At 58.0% G+C, this 18,000-nt stretch carries 12 protein-coding genes; 3 read left to right on the top strand and 9 right to left on the bottom strand.

Annotation, left to right across the window (positions count from 1 at the left end; translation table 11 throughout):
• Positions 1-88: 88 nt before the first annotated feature.
• The 9 genes from DQX05_RS11245 to DQX05_RS11210 all read right to left on the bottom strand — a co-directional run bounded on the left by DQX05_RS11245 (position 89) and on the right by DQX05_RS11210 (position 14,771).
• Positions 89-502, bottom strand: a complete 414-nt coding sequence (locus DQX05_RS11245) for a hypothetical protein (RefSeq protein ID WP_119793573.1) — start codon at positions 500-502, stop codon at positions 89-91.
• 63 nt (positions 503-565) lie between these two features.
• Complete coding sequence (locus DQX05_RS11240) at positions 566-3,646, bottom strand: GAP1-N2 domain-containing protein (protein WP_259391918.1); 3,081 nt, start codon at positions 3,644-3,646, stop codon at positions 566-568.
• Positions 3,643-4,905 (bottom strand): TRAFAC clade GTPase domain-containing protein, encoded by a 1,263-nt coding sequence (locus DQX05_RS11235; protein ID WP_119793572.1) that lies wholly within the window; start codon positions 4,903-4,905, stop codon positions 3,643-3,645. Before DQX05_RS11235 ends, DQX05_RS11240 begins: the two co-directional genes overlap by 4 nt.
• A gap of 13 nt (positions 4,906-4,918) precedes the next feature.
• Positions 4,919-5,557 carry a beta-mannanase gene (locus DQX05_RS11230; protein ID WP_119793570.1) on the bottom strand — a complete coding sequence of 213 codons (639 nt, stop codon included), beginning with the start codon at positions 5,555-5,557 and terminating at the stop codon, positions 4,919-4,921.
• Positions 5,558-5,576: 19 nt separating this feature from the next.
• Positions 5,577-6,857 (bottom strand): vWA domain-containing protein, encoded by a 1,281-nt coding sequence (locus DQX05_RS11225; RefSeq protein ID WP_119793568.1) that lies wholly within the window; start codon positions 6,855-6,857, stop codon positions 5,577-5,579.
• Positions 6,858-6,904: 47 nt separating this feature from the next.
• On the bottom strand, positions 6,905-7,075 hold the full coding sequence (locus DQX05_RS30670; protein ID WP_182914709.1) for a hypothetical protein: 171 nt from the start codon (positions 7,073-7,075) through the stop codon (positions 6,905-6,907).
• A gap of 27 nt (positions 7,076-7,102) precedes the next feature.
• Positions 7,103-9,541, bottom strand: coding sequence for a transcription initiation factor TFIID (locus DQX05_RS11220; RefSeq protein ID WP_119793566.1), 2,439 nt, complete (start codon positions 9,539-9,541; stop codon positions 7,103-7,105).
• Between the two features lies 1 nt (position 9,542).
• Positions 9,543-12,932, bottom strand: a complete 3,390-nt coding sequence (locus DQX05_RS11215) for a tubulin-like doman-containing protein (RefSeq protein ID WP_119793564.1) — start codon at positions 12,930-12,932, stop codon at positions 9,543-9,545.
• 57 nt (positions 12,933-12,989) lie between these two features.
• Complete coding sequence (locus DQX05_RS11210; RefSeq protein WP_119793563.1) at positions 12,990-14,771, bottom strand: vWA domain-containing protein; 1,782 nt, start codon at positions 14,769-14,771, stop codon at positions 12,990-12,992.
• Between the two features lie 385 nt (positions 14,772-15,156).
• Here DQX05_RS11210 and DQX05_RS30665 point away from each other — a divergent pair, with 385 nt between their 5' ends.
• The 3 genes from DQX05_RS30665 to DQX05_RS11200 are packed head-to-tail and all read left to right on the top strand — an operon-like array spanning position 15,157 to position 17,983.
• A complete protein-coding gene (locus DQX05_RS30665) occupies positions 15,157-15,309 on the top strand; it encodes a hypothetical protein (RefSeq protein ID WP_182914708.1) in 153 nt (50 codons plus the stop codon).
• Positions 15,306-16,247: a hypothetical protein gene (locus DQX05_RS11205; protein WP_119793561.1), complete on the top strand. Its 942-nt coding sequence runs from the start codon at positions 15,306-15,308 to the stop codon at positions 16,245-16,247. Before DQX05_RS30665 ends, DQX05_RS11205 begins: the two co-directional genes overlap by 4 nt.
• A 5-nt stretch (positions 16,248-16,252) precedes the next feature.
• Complete coding sequence (locus DQX05_RS11200; protein WP_147385178.1) at positions 16,253-17,983, top strand: hypothetical protein; 1,731 nt, start codon at positions 16,253-16,255, stop codon at positions 17,981-17,983.
• The last annotated feature ends 17 nt before the right edge of the window (positions 17,984-18,000 follow it).

Genomic DNA, 18,000 nt, shown 5'->3' with positions numbered 1-18,000 from the left:
CTACTCTCTAGCAAGTATCTTTTTATCTTTCTATGGTTTCTCCAATTTCTATTGTTTTTCCATTTCTATTATAATTGTTTTTCCACTTCTATGATTTAACATCTCGTCGGCGCTGAATCCAATGATAGATCGCCAAGGCCATCTCGACAAGTACTCCGCAACCATAACCGATAGCGAGTAAATACAGAAATGTGAGGACGCCAATCAGGTCCTCCCATCCGCCATGCCCCCGATCAAGAGTGACGATGAACATCGCCGCCAGGCCGACTGTCGCGCCGATGCTGCCCAGCAGCCAGATCCAGCGCCCGCCCAGCCAACCGGACACGTTGAGGACCGTCGCGATCGCCACGGCAGCCACCGCCATACGCAACGCGGTATCCCATGCCGGCTCCGCTCCCGCCGCCACATAGCGGACGCTCCACAATCCAAGCGTCAGCACGAGCGCATGCCACAGCTCCCATCGAATCCATTTGCGGCTCCAGCGTGCCGGTATCCAGCGCATGGCTCTCAGCCTCCTCTATCATCCGCTGCGCACTGACAAAAAATAGAGGCTGAGTGTCAGCCTCTATTTCTCAATATATTCGACTATCTTCTGATTCACAAGTACTTCACTTATTTTTCCAATCTCGATTTCTTCACCTAAAGAAACAACCGCTTGATAGCTTCGCTGCCGGGCCGGCTGGACAGAATCCGTGCCCGCGCTGCCATCTGCGCCCCCGGCTGGTGGCGCCGCTTCTCCCAGTGGGGTGTCTCCTGAAGAGGTCTCTCCCGAAGGCTTGTCTTCTGAAGGCTTGTCTCCCGCCGTCTCATCCGGCTGCGCGCTGTCCCCGCCCTCTGTCGATCCTGCCTTGTTATCAGGAAAATCGCCTGATTGCGTGTTGCCGCCGTCATTCTGATCCTGCTGCTCGGCGCTTGTCGAAGTAGAATCGGCACCGCCTGCATCCGTCGTTCCCGCGGAGCCGGTTCCCGCTCCGGAAGAGGTGCCCGGCGGCGTTCCTTCCGTACCCGCCCCCGAAGCGGCTCCCGAAGAACAGAGATGCTGCACGGATCGATTCGTATATGTGTGCTCGGTGCCGCCCTCCAGCTTCACCGTAATTGTTCCCGCCTGGAATGCGGCGCATTCCGCCTCCGTCCCGAACTCGAATACAAGCTCTGTCGTCGGCTTCAATTCGCCGTCCACGAAATCCTCGTTCTGCCGCGCATAGACTTGCGGCTCCAGCTTCTCTGCCGGCTTCTGCGTCGCCGGCGCCGGATCGGCTGCGTTGTTGTCCGCCACCGCAGGCTTGCCGCTGTCGAAGATGCCGGAGGCCGCCAAGCCTCCGCCAATGCCGCCGATGACCAGGAGAATGGCCACGAACCATACCATCGCTTTCCGGTTGCGCCGCAGCCATCTGACGATGGGCGGCGACAGCTCGCTGCGGGCCTTAACGTAGACAGCCTGAAGCGGCGCGCCCGCCTGCTCGAAATAGAGCTTGCGATTCGTCCGGTTTTTGAACGCGTCCTGGTCGTATTTTTTGAAATAAGCGACCACCGCCGCAGCATATCCTGGCTCGAGCTTCCTTCCTCGCGAGAAAAAGCGCTGCTTCTCGGACCAGTTCATGAACTGATAGACCGTCTCCTTGTCTGGCGCATGCTGATGCAAATAATGAAGCAGCGCCCCGTATTCGATCAAGCCTCTATCGGCATCCCGGCAGAACGCCAGCACCAGCCGGCCGAAGCAGGACGGCCCCAGATCCTTCTGCATCCAGCGTCGTCCAAGCTGCTGCAGCCGATCCAGCTCGGCAGGCGATAAGCCGTCGAAGATCGATTCATCCGGCTCGGCGTCGTGGAACCAGCGGTATGCAGACAGCATAACATTCGCCGTGGACTGCACCTGAGGCGGATAGCGGCCGGCCCATTCCCTCACCTCGCCCGGATGCGCCAGGAATCCGATCTGGAGGAACGCTTCCTGGCGCGTCTGCTCCAGATTCAGCTCCGTCAGCAGAAACACATTCGCCGCATAAGACAGCTGCTCCATAAAGAGCAGCATGTCTTCGCTGGCAGGCCGCCCCTCCTCTGCGAGCAGGCGATCGGCCATATCCAGCACCGCGTTCACGGCGGACACCGGATCCACATCATGCCGCAGCTTCTCGGCAAGCTGTCCGGCGGCCAACTCGGTGAACTCGGACTTGCTCAGCAGAACCGGGTGCTGGCTGGACCAATGATGAGCCAGCTTCACGAGATCCTCGGCCCGGACGATCTCCTGGAATTTCTGCCGCATATACGGGAAGAAAAGCTCTACCGTCTTGCCGCCCCGCAGCAACGTGTCGAAGAAAGGCTTGCTGACGTTGTCGCTGCCCTCGATGAGCGCATAATAGGCTTCCATTCGCTCGCGGCCCTTCGACTCACTGGCTTCATACAAGCTCCGGATCAAATATCCGATCAGATCGCTGCCCAGCGCCGCCCCGGCAAGCGATTCGTATTCCATGAAGCACTTCACGATAGCCGGATCGGGCGTGTCTCCCTGCTTGACGAGCTCATACTCGCGCTGGAAGCATCCGCAGAACAGCTCCGCCAGCCGATGCTTCGACTGGATAGCCCCTTCCGGCGCCAAATAATCGAGCATCGAACGCAGCGAGCCGACCCGGTTCTGCGTATAGAAAGAATCGCTGCCTTCCTCGATCTGGAACAATACAGCCAGCTCGTGGCAGCTGACGATCGCGGTGTGCCGCTGCGAGTCCATGCCCTCCAGCATCTGCTCGTGGAAGACATAGAAGGCTTCCGCCCGCTCCGGCTGCTCCAGATTGCTCCAGGCGAAGCTCAAGTAGGGCTGCTTTCCCAGATCGATATCGACATTCGTCACCCGCTTGGACACCAGATCGAAGGTATAGTCCTTATCGATGTTGCGATCATTCGGGCGCAAGCTCCCTTGCTCGACGAACGTCAGATGAATGCCCTTCCGGCTCTGCGGCTCCTTCGAGAACGTCAGGAAGCCGAGCGCGCGGCGGTACGCATACGGCAGGCTGCCGTACAGCACGCCGACCAGCTGCAAGGCGGTCTCCGACAATTCCTCCACCGCGACATCGAGCGCCACGAACACTTTGCGTCTCGTGACAACGGACGACATGACGGCGAACAACAGCTGCTTGAACATCTTCTCGTCGATGCCGAGGCTGGCGAGAAGGGCGGTCGGCGAAGCCGGTCGGCGCGCTTCCGCCGCAGCGGGAATCTTCTCCAGCTCGGGCAGCTCCGTGCCCTGCTCGATGTCATAGCTGCTGGCGAAGTCCGCGTTCAGCAGCGATGGGTAGTCCTTCACCGCATCGGCCGCCCGTTCGGCAGGCACGATGAAGTTGTGGGTGAAGAAGGCGCTGCGCAGGCCCGTGAAATCGGCCGCCTGATAGATGCTGCGGCCCAGGACGAGCTGCCCCATATCGGCGTGGAACAGGTGCAGCGCTTGCGGATAGCGCGCTTCGTCCTTCTCGCCGCGTGCCGCCAGCTCCGCCGGAGCGTCATAGACGCAGAACGGATGCAGCACTTTTTTGATAAATCCGGTATCAAGGGCGCCGGAGGCCGCGATCGTGTCGAAGCCTTCATTGGGGCGGAATATCCCGCGCCGCTCCCGCGTATACATTTGCTGCTGGATGCGAGAGGATCTGTTCGATGTCAATGCTGCTCTCTCCCCTCGATATAGTTCAATTCATGCAACAGCCAGATGAACGGCTCATCCACCCGAAGCGGACTGACGACCCCCTGCAGCTTCTGATTGACCGGGTTGCTGCCCAATGCCGACACGGCGAAGTAGGCCGTATTGGAGAAATAGACATCCATCGTTCCTTTGAACGGACGATCCACCTTCTCGATAAAGCGCCGGATCTCGCCGTCGATATTATGGAATTCCGTCAGATCGAGATATTTGCGATGAACCATATTGTGAAAAATATTGCTATTCGACTTGATATAGTCGCCATCCTCATCCTTCAACGCCTGCAGCATGTCGCTTTTCGTCAGCACGACCGCCGTCGGGATGTCGGTCTTGTTCTTATCCTGGTAGGCGATGAAGTCGCCGAACAGCGTCAGCACGACATCGCGCGGCTCGTCATATTGCGGCACCCATTCGTCGGAAGCTCCGCCGTATTGCATGCGGATTTTTTCCCGAATCGATCGAATTTGCAGCGGATCGATCATGAACAGGATGCCGGCCGAATTTTTGATATGCTGGCCGTGCAGGCCAAGATAATCCTGATCGACCATACCTTCCCCCGCGACATCAAAAAACACCAGCGTGAGCGGCGGCTTCGTCTCATCCTTGAAGACGAATTGAAAGATGAACGGCTCCTGCATCTTCTCCTTCTGTGTCGACGCGAGCAGATCGCCGCGTTCGAACAGCGGCTCCTCATACATCGTGCGGAACTTGCGGCTTATCTCCGCATTGAGCGGCATGCAGGCGGCATCGAAATGATCGGCCGTCGTATGCTGGAGCGTATGAATCAGCGCGGTCATGTAGACCGATTTCCCGACCTGGGAGGCCCCGATAATCGAAATAATATTGCTCGGCACCTTCCCTGCCGTCACCGGCAGCTCATTATGGCAGTGCGGGCACAGCCTTCTGCGCGTGACGACGCCATAACGGTCATTCAGCCCGATAAGCACATGATCGGAATACAGATGATGCTCTTCGGGAATATCGCGCGGATCGATAACCGCCTCCATATCATAGACGGTATCGAGGCCGAAGCGGTCCCGGTATTTGTTCAGCTTCTCATCCTCCTGCAGCGCATAATTCTCGTCGTCCTCGCGGTGGTGCGCCGCGCGGAACACGACCTCCTCCGGCGAGAATTTGCTGAAGCAGAATGGGCATACGATATCATAGAACAGCGGCCGTGACGCCTGCTGCGGCTTGCGCTTCAGAAAATCAAAAATCCCCAATGTCTTCCCCTCCTCATTCCGGTATCAGCTCGTATAGCTGGCCGTATTGGCGGCCGTCGGTGAAGAAGAGCCGAATATAATCGTCCTTCCCGATCTCGATCTCCGGCAGCACATTCCGGCCCGGGGCGAACGGCTCGACGAACGGGTACACCGTTCCGTCGTCTTTGCTGGCGGGAGAGCCGCCGTGCTTCTTCACATAACACAGCACATCCGCAGGCAGCGGCACCTCTGCCGTCACCTGGATTTGCGCCGCTTTGAATTTTTTGAACCAGCCGCCTTTATAGCGGATCGAGTAATAGATTCTCGCCCGGCCGGTACTCAGTGCGATCCGGTTCCCGCCATCCGGCTGGATGACAAGCTGCGGCTGCCCGTCCTCCTGCAGCAGACAGGCGTAGACGGTATAGACGAGCCGCCCGATCCCTTCAATCCTGTCATGGAAGCCGTTGTTGGCTTTGTACTCGTCTCTCGTGTACAGCTTCAGCTCCGATGCCGGCGGACGCTCGGCCGCCGGGCGATCCGCAGCCGCCTTGTGGACATAGACAGCCTGGATCGTATCGGGCCACAGCCAGCGCAGCGTACACCGCGCCTCGTCAATATGATGTGTCAGTCCGCGGATGACCGGCGTCTCCGGACCCGCTTCCGTATAATGCATCTGTCATGGCCTCCCCACACTAGAATCCGCGGCTGCTCCGATCGGGCTGCTGTCCGGACAGGCTGCTGCCTTCACTGCCCGCCGGTCCTCTCCGCCCGCGGCCTTCCCGCTGCCGCTGGCTCTCCTGTACAGGCACGACCAGCGAGAACAGCGCGATGACGCCCGCCAGCACCAGATCGGCGCCCAGGCGCACAACTCCGTCCGTAAGCGGGCGTCCGGACAAGCCGGCCTCCAGCAGGAGACCGGCAAGCAGCCCCGCCGCCGCGCCGCCGATGGCGAAGCTCTTTGCAAGATAGCGGTTGTCGAACACCAGGCCGAGCGACAAGCCAAGCGCAGTGCCAATCAGCATAAGGGCAATGATATGCAGCGCCATATAATAGCCGCTGTCCCGAACCGGCCCGGAACGCTCCGTCACCAATGTCCGATCGCCGATGCTGCTGTAAATCTTCTCGAAGACGAACGACAGCTCGTTCGCTTTGGACACATCGTAGTATTGGCCGCCGGTCTCGTCCGCGATCCGGCGCAGCAGACCCGCCCCTTCCGCCTCGACCAGACTGAGGCCGATCGTGTGAACGGCAATATGCTGCGCCTTATAATCGGCGAGCGCTTCATTCGTATTCACTTCGCTGAAGCCGTCCGACAGCAGCACGACCATCGTGCCGTACGAATCATCCTGGTTGTCCTTGATATGCTTCATCGCTTCGGATAGAGACAGGCCGATATCCGTACCGCCCTGTGTCGGCTGGAGTGCATCGATCTTGGCGAACAGCTCATCCTTGACAGCCTGTTCCTTCACTTGCACGAAAGGCTGAAGCAGGTCCACGCTGTCGTTAAATACAAACACAGCTACCCGCTTGTCCCGATCCATCTCTTCGATCATCCGTTTGGCCGCTTCATAGCGATCCTGGTCCGGATCCGTCTGCTCCATGCTGCCCGAATTGTCGATCACGAGCACGATATTTTTGACCGTCTTTACGCCGCCCGCCTCGATCTGGTACGCCGCTTCAAGCGCCAGTCCCGCGATGAACAGCATGACGAGCGTCGCGGGCACGAGCACCAGCCATGATGTGCCCGCATACCGCTGCCGCCACGATTGGCCATTCAGCCGGGGCGAGATCATCTCGGCCGTCAGGCAGGCCAGGCCGATGAATAGGGCGATAACGCCGAAGTAGAGCCCGCTTACCACGATATCCGGCCATTGGCCAAGCAGGCGGCCAAGCAGCCACTCCCCGGCCGCCCAGCCGGCGGCGCCCCCGATCAAGCTGAACAGCACCATGAGCCAGTTCACTTTTCGCTGCATAAATATAGCATCCTCTCACATAAAATACGTGTTCATTAAGGCCGGTTTTACGTGTCCGTTAAGGTCAGCGTCTTGACCCGATCCCCGGTCCATGCCAATGCGCTGCGCTTGACGCCGCTTCTGCTCTTCGGATGGATGTACAAGCAGTCCGCTCCCCGCCATTCCCCCCGGAACGGCCGCAGTCCGTACGGAACATCCGCGCTCCCGCACGGAAGCATGGCGGACTTTCACCCGGCACGCCTGGCTTAACGGACAGGCGGCAGCAGCTCAGGATCGAGGCCGTGGAATAGATACCCGTTCTGCGCATAGCTCTCGTAGTACATTTTCCCGTTCCGGTAATACATGAGGTCCTCGACGCAGAAGCCGCCCATAATGTTCAGCTTCTCCACCCCGCTGCTTCGCTTCTCATGCACGCAGCCAAGCTTGTAGATGCGGGACGTCTCCTCCTCATTCAGCGCATACCGCATAAATTCGCTCGTCGCGTCGCCGAAGAAATATTTTTCCTCATAGCGGTGCTTATGCGTATAATCGAGCAGGCGGATATGAATGCCGGCATGCTCCTCCAGCGTCCGGTACAGCTTCTTGAACAGCTCGTCTCGCGACAGCACCTCCTGGTTGCTGTAGTCGATCGTCACGTTCGCCCGCCGCAGCAGCTCTTCCTCGAACGTCTGCTTGAACGGAGCCGCGGTCAAAATATGAGCCCGGCACACCTCGCACAGCCGCGCGGCCAATGCTTCCGTTCCCTCCTCCAGCAGGCGGGAGACGCTGCCCATATACCGCTCTTCGCCGAAGGCGCCCGGCCCCCGCTTCGCCTCGATATCCCGCATGACGTCCGCCGTTACTCGCTCGTAATACTCCATAATATTTTGACCGATATAATCATCGGCCTGGCGGATGCTGGCAAGCGCCGCTTCCCGGAGCGTCCGCTCCAGCGTCTCCAGCTGCTCCACATACTGCTTGTATATCGTGTGCAGCCGTTCCAGCTCCGCTTCATATTTCCGGTACAGCCGCAGCTCCGTCTCCAGCCGCAGCACCTCCAGCTTCTGACGGTACACGGTGTCGAAGAAGGTGCGGATGAAGCTGCGCACATTATGCTTATCCATCAGCGGCAGCCGCTGGAACGATTGCTCCTCCACCGTCTCGCTATACTTCTGCTCCAGCTCGGCCCGCGCCGCCTCGAGCGCTCTTCCCGCATCGCGGATGCGGCCGTGCAGAAGCGGCCAGATGCTGCCCGCTTCCTCCGCCTCGTTCGTCCAGGCGTACACATGATAGAAGCCGATATCCGTCTGGGCGTCCAGCCGCTGCCGGACCGTATAGTGCAGCTCGTCATTCGGCAGCTCCCGGATCGCACTGTCTGCGGCCCGTTCATAATTATCCCGAAAAAAAGCGATGCAGCCGCTGCCGAACAGCGCTTCCTCGGCTTCGCGCAGCGTCATGCGCTTCAATTGGCCGAAGCTGACGCCATGCGTCATTATGCCGTTCATATCGCGGAGCCGCTCATCGTCCGGCACCGCTTGATCGACCCGGGCCCCTATCGCTTCCGGGTCCAGGCCGAACCAGGCCAGCTTCTCCGCCGGCGTCCGTTCGGGTCCGCCCTTCATCCGCGCCGTCAGCTCCCGGCAGAAATGGTACAGCACAGCGAGCGCTATCGAATGATTCGGGCGCTTCACCTTCGAGAATCCCGCCGAGACGAACCCGATCCGGCCGGATTCGGTCATCAGATTGTTGCGCAGGGAGGTATTGTTGTAGCTGTCCATTCCATGCGCCGCGGCCGAGTCAATCCGCTTCCGGTTTTTCAACAGGTTCATATGGCAAATGATCTCGTAATTGTCTTCCTCGTCGAAGGATGACATGCCGCGTTCATTTTTGTCCGTCAGCACATAGACGAGATCAAATAACGGCGAAGCGGGATGCGACACCTCGATCGCAATCCCGTCCTCCGTCACATGCAGCGGGGCCGAGAACGAATAGTCCGGACTCTGCATATAATCGAGCTCGCGCAGGAACGCGACTCCCGCCGAGCTGGCATAGCCGAAGGATTCCGCCTGTTCCCGCTCGCTGACGAGCGCGTACAGGTCCGTCTGCACCGATTTGAACGATTGCTGAAAAATCGCTTCCGCCAGCATCGTAATTTCCGGCACCAGCACATTGAGCGGATCATCGGCCCGCGTAATGACCGCCAGATGAATCCGGTCGAAGGAGGCATACAGGCGGCCGTACTCCGCGATATCGCTGCTCACCTTCCGCAAGGTGCGGTTGAGCTCAAGCAGGCCGCGCTCCTCCTCGTAGAACTGGCGGTGCACATCGCGGCGCATCGTCTTGCGGCTGTCGCCGCCCCCGCTTCCGCCGATCGGAAGCACGAGCCGGGCGACTCTGCCGCCGGGGTCTGCGCCATGCCGCGTGGAAGCGGCGCCGCGCGCGGCCGAACCGGCCGCATAATCGCCGGAAGCTTCCACGCCTTGATCCCGGGACGCCGCGTGCACGTACATCACGCCGGCGCTGTTATCCCACTTCCGCTCGTTAATACGGATCATCGGCTCGATAGCTTCCCCCGCCTTGTCGCCGATGAAGAGGAACACCGTCGGATAATGAATGCTGCTCTGGTTATCGTCCCGGCCGGTGAGCCGATCCTCGTCGTGCGCATATTCGGTTGCGAACCTTTCCACCATGGTGTGCGTCATCATCTTATTTCAACTTTCTCCGAATGGCGTTCAGCTTGGTCGTCAATTGCTTGTAGAACTGGTACGTGTCCTCGCCGTTCGCCAGCTCTATTTTCTCATACTCCAGCCGCTCGCGCGCCTCCAGGAACGCCGCGTACAGCTCATCCAGCTTCGCCAGCAGCGGCGCGACGTCCTCTGTCGCCGTCATCTCGGCGGCGCGGCGGGCCGATTTGCGCAGCAGCGTGCCGCGATGCTTCTCATCGAGGCCCCGGAAATGCTCGTATACCTCGTACTCGACATAATCCCGGCTCTTCATCAGATTGGCGAACGGCTCCCATGCTTCCTCTTCCTCGTCGCGGTCATACACATAGAGCGCGCCTTTTTTGCAGATCGTTCCGGTGTACAGCGCCTCGATGAATTGATCCTGCCACTTTTCCTCATCCTGATGCTGGCTGAGGATCTGCTCGAACTCGGCCATCTTCGCCTCGATCGCCTCATACTTGGCCAGTTCCTCGCGAGTGCGCGCAATCAGCTCCGGCGAGCGGATCAGATTGTCCTTCGCCAGATCCTCGTTCATGCTGCCGAAAATATCTTTGGTCTCGACCGGCTCCAGCCCCTCTTCCAGCAGCCGCTTCAGATCGAGGTAAGCGCGCTTCACTTCCCCGAGATTCGGCTTCGCGGCCTGAAGCTGCAGATCGTAGCCTTGCAGCATGTCCGCGAGGTTGAACGGCTTCGTGAAGACGACCGCATAGCGGTTGCTCGTGTTGTCGTCCATGCCCTTCTCGATGACGGTCTTGAACCGCGAGCCCCGTTCGAATTCGGCGCGGACGCGGGCGTTGTATTTCTGCACCCGTTCATTCTGGTACGTATCTCCCCATGATTGCTCCGGTATCGGCGAAGGAAGATAAGTCCAATTCGCTTTATCGGTCTGCACGAGATGGCGGCCGATCCCCTCCTTGTCGAGAATCGTGCGCTCGTAGCTTTCCTCATATACCTTGAGCGGCGTATAGACGAAGAGCGGCACCCCGTTATGCGTATTCAGCCAGAAGATGCGGTTCTTCACTTCGCTCTCCTTGACCGTGAAGTTCGACTTGCCGACCGCATTGTTCTGATAATTGCGGATACCTTTGAGAATGCTCGGTGCCTGGACGGGCACCGACACGAAGCCCCAGCGCGGGAAATGAAGATTGCCCGAGCTGTTGCTCAGATGGAAGACCGGAACCGCCTCGTCATCCAGCTTGCTCGCGATCTGGCGCTCGACGAACTTGTCGATCGACTCGTCGTTGCCGAACTTCATGACGAGGAACTCTTCCATCGATTGCGTAATCAGATCGCCGAACTTGTCCGACAGGAAATCCGAGATCGAACTGACGATATCGAGCTCCTGCTCCTTGATCCACTGGTTCGAGTGATTCAGCAGCTCCAGCGAGAAGTCGCGGATCAAGTCATCGACTTCCTTCTGATCCATAATGTTGCTGATGACTTTCGAGATGTCCGGCACGCTGACGATATTCCAGTAATAGGTCCGGTTCCCTTTATGGTCGGCCTGCTCCTCGCCGTTGATCAGAATGTCGCCGTTCTTCTCGAAAATCGAGTTGAGCGCGTTCAATATTTCGGTAAATACGCTATAAATGCGGTTGTTCTCCTGGTTCAGCAGCTGGTACAGATCCTCGTAGAATTCGATCATCTGCTCCGTGCGCTCCACATCGGCATGCAGCCAATATTCCTGGATTTTGGCTTCGATGTACATGTTTTTCTTTTTGTCCTTGGAAATAAAGGCGCTCTTCGCATCGCCGAGGCGCTCATTCGCCTGCTCCTGCACCGCCTCGATGTCGCGCGGAATATGATGCAGATTCTCGCGCAGCGTCTCGATGTAGGAGAGCAGCATTTTCAACAGACAGAAGCCCTTCTCCGTGTAGATGAGACGGGACACATAGAACGGCCCCTGCTCCGGATGGAGGAACATCCGCCGGATCTGATCGGTGAAGCTGCCGACGATCTCGCCGGGAAGCTGCTTCTTCACCTTGATGTATTCCTCGCGCGCCCGCGCCAGGAACGTCTGCTCCAGCTCCGTATCCATATTGACGACTTGCATTTTGATAACATTGTTATAGCTCAGGCGCTCGCTGTTCTCGAAGCCAGGCAGCGGCTCCGGCACGCGCGATTCGAATGTCTTCACCATCGTGTCGAGATCGACGCCCAGCTTGCGGGCGAACTTCTCGACCTCCTCCTGGCTCGGCGCCTTCTGGAACATCTTCTCCATCTTCTGGAACAGACGGTACCCGAGATAGGTCGTCATCTCTTCGATCGGAAGGACGGCCGACGATGCGCCGATGATGTTGTATTCGTAATTGGCCGGATACGCCCGGTTCATCTGGGCGATATTCGTGCGAATATTGCTGATGTAATCGTGAATCGCGAATTCCTCGCCGGACTGCTTCTCCTCGCTCGCCATGAAGTTGGTGATGTTCTCGGCCGTCACATTCATGCAGTAGTCGTACGCGTTCTCCAGCAGCTTCCCTTCCGTGTTCGTCGCCGAGATCAGATGGCACAGGTTGAACGGCGGCAGCGGAGAATTGACCGTCAGGATATTGCCGTACTTCTGCCGGAAGCGTTCGCCGCGGCTGTCGACGTTCATCCAGTAATCAAGCTCCTTGAGCGCGGCGTAGCCGTTCTTCTTGATATATTCGCGCGTATGCTCGCTTAGGCTCTTGTTCGACAGGTTCACGTCCGGCGTGAACAGATAGCCGAGCGTATTGACGCGGTCGATGCCCGCCGAGCCGTAATCCCGCTCGATAATGCCCCGCACGATATAGGAAATGTCCAGGAAGCAGCCGCTGCCTGTCCCACCGGACAAGCCGGACAGGAGAAATACCATCAGCTTCTTGTTCGTACCGACGGAGAGCGTCTTAATCTTCTTGTCAATCGCCTGCACGACCTGATTGATTTTGGTGAATAGCAGCAGGCGGCCCGCCTGGCGCACGCCGGCGGCGCCGTTCATCCCGTCGGTGATGCTCAGCTCGGGGGACAGCCACTCGGTAATGTACGGCTCCAGGATGCTGCGGTTCTGCAGCAGCCCGCCGATCTCGGCGTTCGACAGCAGCACGAATTCATTGAGCGGATCGAGTCCGATGCCGCGGTATTTTTTGTTGCGATCCTGTTCGTTCGTCTCAAATGCCAGGAACTCCACATTATCCGGCTTCTCGCGCTTCTTCTTCGAGATCGGATCTTCCGGCAGCTTGAATCTGCGGTTGATCTGATACTTCAAGCGCAGCAGCGCATCGATGCCGGTCCCACCCAAGCCGATAATCAGGATCGGATTGTCGATCGTGTCGACGCGGATCTTATCGCTAACGATTCCTCCGCCCAGCGATACGTCCAATTGCTGAATATGTTCTCTGACGATTGGTTTCATAAAAGGATGTTCCTCCTATCAATTCGAGTTCAAAAAAAACGGGCGTGCAGAACGGTTCTACACAATATATTCAATCCAGACCGTTTTATCAACCTGTTGCAGCGGGATCGTAACCCGGTCGCCGCTCTTCAACTCCAGCCCTCTGCTCGCATCGACGGCGCGGCCCGATTTCTCAACCGTCCCGGCCGAGCCGTTCTTGAGCAGTATGCGGTCGCTCTTGCCCGGCATAAAGAGCATCTTCTCGGTCTCCTTGAACTCGGGCGCCAACTGCAGCAGCTGGTGAAGCGTGAATTTGCCCTTGAAGGCAGTCAGCTTCTTATATTGCGGATAGGTCTTCTCCCCCGTATTCTCATCACGGATCTCGATGACCATCTGGCCGACGAAGCCGCGGTTCGCCTTCTTCCATGCCGCAATAAGGAACCCGGCGCCCAGAGCGAGGACGATGAGGCCGACAGCCGCATAGACGATCCACATCGGGAACGGCTTGTCCGCTTCTCCATCGCCTGCACCCGCTTGAGCGGACGTACCGCCGCCCGCTGGCTTGGCGCTCACCTTGACCGGCTCCGTCTCCCGGTAGAAGCTCTTCTCCTCCGCTCTTACTTTAATCTCGTAATCATGCTTGTCCTTCACCTCGAACTCCCCTTCGAAGCGGCCCCCGGCCTGATCGAGGGGCAGATCGACCGTATCGCCGGTATCGAGGTCCTTGACATTCAGCACGGCGCTCATGTTCCGGTACAGCGCCTCGTTCTGCAGCTGCTGGCCATTGCTGGTCAAGTAAGCACCGATCTTGATTTTATCGCCCTTTGTATAGGTTTTGGCCGGAATCGGGTCCATCGTCAGCTCCAGATCGTAGTTGAAGACGAGATTAATATCGATCTTGTCCTTGTCCGCCCCCTTGACCTGCAGCTTCCAGTCGCCCTGGACCGGTTGAATCAGCTTCAGGAGCGAATAGCTCTTCGAACGGGACAGCTGGACGTCATCTGAAGGAATCGCAATCTCCTTGCCGGACGGGTCATACAGCTTCAATTCGACCGGCTTCGAGGACATGATGGAAATATTGGCTTCCATCACGTTCGCATTCGGCACGTTCACCGTCACGTCCTGATAGCTCCCGTTCCCGGTGATCGACTGGGCCGGAACGATCTTCAGCTTTTGATGGCTGGCAAAAATTTCGCTCAATATTTGCGGCAGGTCGTCCGCGGACGACGTGACGAACGATTTGCCGTTCGTCTGCTTCGACAATTCCGCCAACGCTTCCTTGTTCAGCTGCCCGTCGGCATTCAGCCCGATCGTGTAGATCGGGATGCCTTTTTGCTTCGCGTCTTCTACCGCCGCGCTCAGCTCCTGATCCGACTCCGCCTGCGTGCGGCCGCCGTTCTTATTCAAGTAGTTATTGCCGTCAGCCAGCAGCACGATCATCGGCTCATGGGCCGGGTCGGCTCTCTGCTGGAGCACCTTGACGGCTTCCTTCACCCCGACCGCGATGTCGGTATAGGGCCCGCGGTTCAATTGGTCGATGAACTGCTTCAGATCCTCCTTGTCCGCCTGGGATCGAATCTCCAGCAGCGCTTTCTCCCGTTCGATTTTATCGGTATAAGCGACGATGCCGACTTTGTCTCCCGAGGAAGACAGCATATCGACGAACATCTTCATCGCTTCGTTGCCGATCTTGTCTTTATCACTCGTATCCATCGAATTGCTCACATCGATGACAAGCATGGCATCGATCTTCGAGGCCGCCTGGGCAGCCTGCGCAGCGGGCATCTTCCCGAGCCAGGGCAGCAAGCCGAATGCCAGAGTGAACAACATCATGTAAGCAGCTAATTTTCTCCGAAGCATAGTTGTACTCCTTTATCATAAAATGATAGGTTAATGGCAGGCACACAAGCGCCACGGAAGGCGGCACTATATTGTTATACCTTATAGTTCTTAAGATTAGATGAAAATTTTCTGAATTTCCTTGGGTCCCCGCCACGATATCGTCTGAAATGACAATATATTTACTGAATCTACCACCGATCTGTCATTATGATATAATCAGTGACTATAAAGTTCAACCTTATTCGACACAATGCAATAGGGACAAGGTCATTCGAATGAAGGATATTCTTGTCGAAATTTGTCTAATCAGTATACGATACAAGGACACGCAGCCTTGATAGATTACTATGGGGTTGCGCAGCATCTCCCATTACTAGATTGCAGTTAAAGGAAGGGACTCTCTATGTTAGCATACGGTTGTATCGCAGTTTTGTTTCTTTTTGTCGCCAGCCAAGCCGTCCTCTATTGGGTTCGGAAGAAAGCGACGCCTTCGCCGGCGGATATTGATGCCCGGCTTGTCTCTATCGTCAACGGCGAGAGCGGGAGAACGCCATGAAAAAAATACCTGCCTATTTCAGACCTTACCGCAAACCGAAGCAGCTCTATCATCTCATACATCGATGCGCCTCGTGCCAGGCGTTCACCGCGCTGGAGGAAGAAGTCTGTCCGGTCTGCGGCAAAGCCTCGCTGCGCCCGATCGAACGGCACGCGGCCTCCCGGGTAAGACGATCGATGCAGACGAAGCGGCTCTTCGCCCTGCTGCTCGGGCTCATCGGCATCCTGCTCAGCGATACGTTCGGGCAAATGGCGCTCTGCGCCGCGGCGTCCATCCTCTTGATCGGCCTGCTCTGGTTCGTCCAGCGGAAGGCCATGTCCGCCGAAGCCAGCCGTGAGTTGGACCAATTGCTGCAGCGCGAAGAGGAACGGCTGGCCCAGGACATATACCGCGACTGGGAGCATGCCTTCTCCCATTGGGATGACGATAAGCAGCTCACCTATGAGCTGCTGCGCGAGCTGCGGCCGTTAATCCGCAACGATACGATTCGGCTGCAGCAGCTGGCGCTGCTTCATTACTTCGCGCTGCGCAAAGATATGGAGCTGGAGCTGGAGCCGCTCTTGCTGCAGCAATATGATCCGCTATTGGCCGATTACATCGGCGAGATCGCCAAAATCAAGCGGGATCTGATTAAGGACCGCACGTTCCAGTTCGTCATCCATTACGAGCCGGAAATTCTCGGGCTGGACAACGGCCAGGACATTCTCGCGGGCGTGGCGGGCGCGGCCGTGCGCATGAAGCGGTACGTGCTCGCCTATCCCGGATTGGTCCGGCGCTACGCCCATCGCCTGCCGAAGGAGCGCTTGCTCCGGCTTCACCTGATGATCCGGCAGCACCCGCATGAGAATTGGGACCGCGTCGCCGACGAGGTGAACCGGATTGTGCGCGAGAAATACGAATGGGATCCTGACTTTCAGGACTCGGCTGAGAGAGGCTGATGTATATGACGATCCGAGACGTCCTGAATCCGTGGAATCTGATGATCTTGTTATGCGCTTCCGCGGTGGTAATGATTGGGTTCAAGGGGATTCAAATGAAAGAGAAAATCGACGCCGTCAAGGAGGCGGACCGGCTGTATGCCGCTCATGAGCTTGTCGAAGCGGAAGAAGCGTACCGTCTAGCCCGGAATAATCGTTCGATACGTTATGAGGAAGACAAGCTTGCCGAGAGATTGCGCGAGCTGGCGCCGATTACCGAGATGAATCAACAACTGAACGAGGTCATGTCAGAGGCGGACGAAGCGGCGGCATCGCTCCGCTTCGATTCATTTTTGAAGATACATAGCCGTTACCAGCAATTGCGATCGACCTATTTGAAGTCTGGCGGCTCTTATGCCGGCGAGTTCAAGCAAATGCTGGCCTCCGTGCGGGCTGCAGACCGAATGCAGGTTCATTTCAGCCGGTTCAAGGCTCATTTCGAGGCCCAACTGCAAGACGGCAAGCAGGAGGGCGGAGGCGATGAATTCAAGGCAAATCTGCTGGCTATTCCAGCCTCGCTCTTCGGCGGCGGCGACCAGAAGTCGAAGCAATTGACCCGCCTGTTCCGATCCTATGACGAAGCCAAGCTGGCCCGCTTGGCCGGCCAAGGAGAGTTCCAGCTTATGCTGGACGAGGTCCTGGCCATGCGCCAAGCATACCGGAAGCTTGACATCGAGGCCGAATGGCTGAAGAGCAAGTCGGAGGAGCTGGCCGAGACGATGCTGCGGAAGGATGTCGAGCAGAACAATGCGAAGGCGTTCGCCCTTCACGCTTCCGCCTATGCGGCCTATGTGGACGCTTCCGGCATCCCGTCGCGCCTAACCGGCTATCTGGAACGCGAGATGGAGAACTGGATACGGAAGGCGGACCGCCATGTGGCGGCCGGGGAATACGAAGCGGCGATCAGCCTCTATGAGGCGCTGGCCGGATTCCACGACACGTCCGCGAACATCGAGGCCGTCCGCATCACCTGGGCCGCGTCCGATCCGTCCCTTCTGCTGCCGGAGGGGGACTATCCGCTCGTCAGCGGCGGCCGGGACCGGTTCGGCGCCAAAGTCTACGCCATGGCGATCGATTCGGAGCGGCGCGTGTACTATGCGGCCTGGGACGGCCAAGCGCAGCCGCCGGTGCTGCGCAGCCAGCCGCTTCCGACCGGGGCCGCCGTGCGGAGCCTGACCGTCGAGGAACGGTTGAGCAGCAGCGATCAGCCTGTCCTGCTCGTCGAAGCCGATTCACATTCGCGCGCAGCCTTGTACATCGCCTATACCGTTGCGAATAACCAGCTCCAGCCGCTGTTCGCGTTCGAGGCGGACGGCTACGAGGTCGGGGGCGGCGCGACCTTGCTCGTACGTAACCCGACCATAGCGGGAGCCGAGGGCAGAGTGGCCACCTATGAGCGTCAAGGCGACAGCTACCAATTTGTTGGTATTATTCCAGGTTCGGATTATATCGATATCCGCGTGGAGCAGCTGCCGGAGTATCCGCGCGAGAAGGTCCGCTTCACCTGCGAGATCACCGCTGTCAGCGAAATAGGAGCTTACGCCCGCATGGGAGACCGCTATATTCTGCTGAAGGGCGATTTCTCCTTCGAGGAAGGCCCAGTTACTGTCATTGGCGCCTATTACCACTATACGAACTTAGAAATCGGCAGCGAGGTCGAGACCATTCCGGTCTTCAATGTCGAAGCTGTCGAATAGCGGGGTCATGAACGGGG

The organism is Paenibacillus thiaminolyticus, from assembly GCF_003591545.1.
In the GTDB taxonomy this organism is placed as follows: domain Bacteria; phylum Bacillota; class Bacilli; order Paenibacillales; family Paenibacillaceae; genus Paenibacillus_B; species Paenibacillus_B thiaminolyticus_A.
This window is presented reverse-complemented; position numbering and strand designations above follow the sequence as displayed.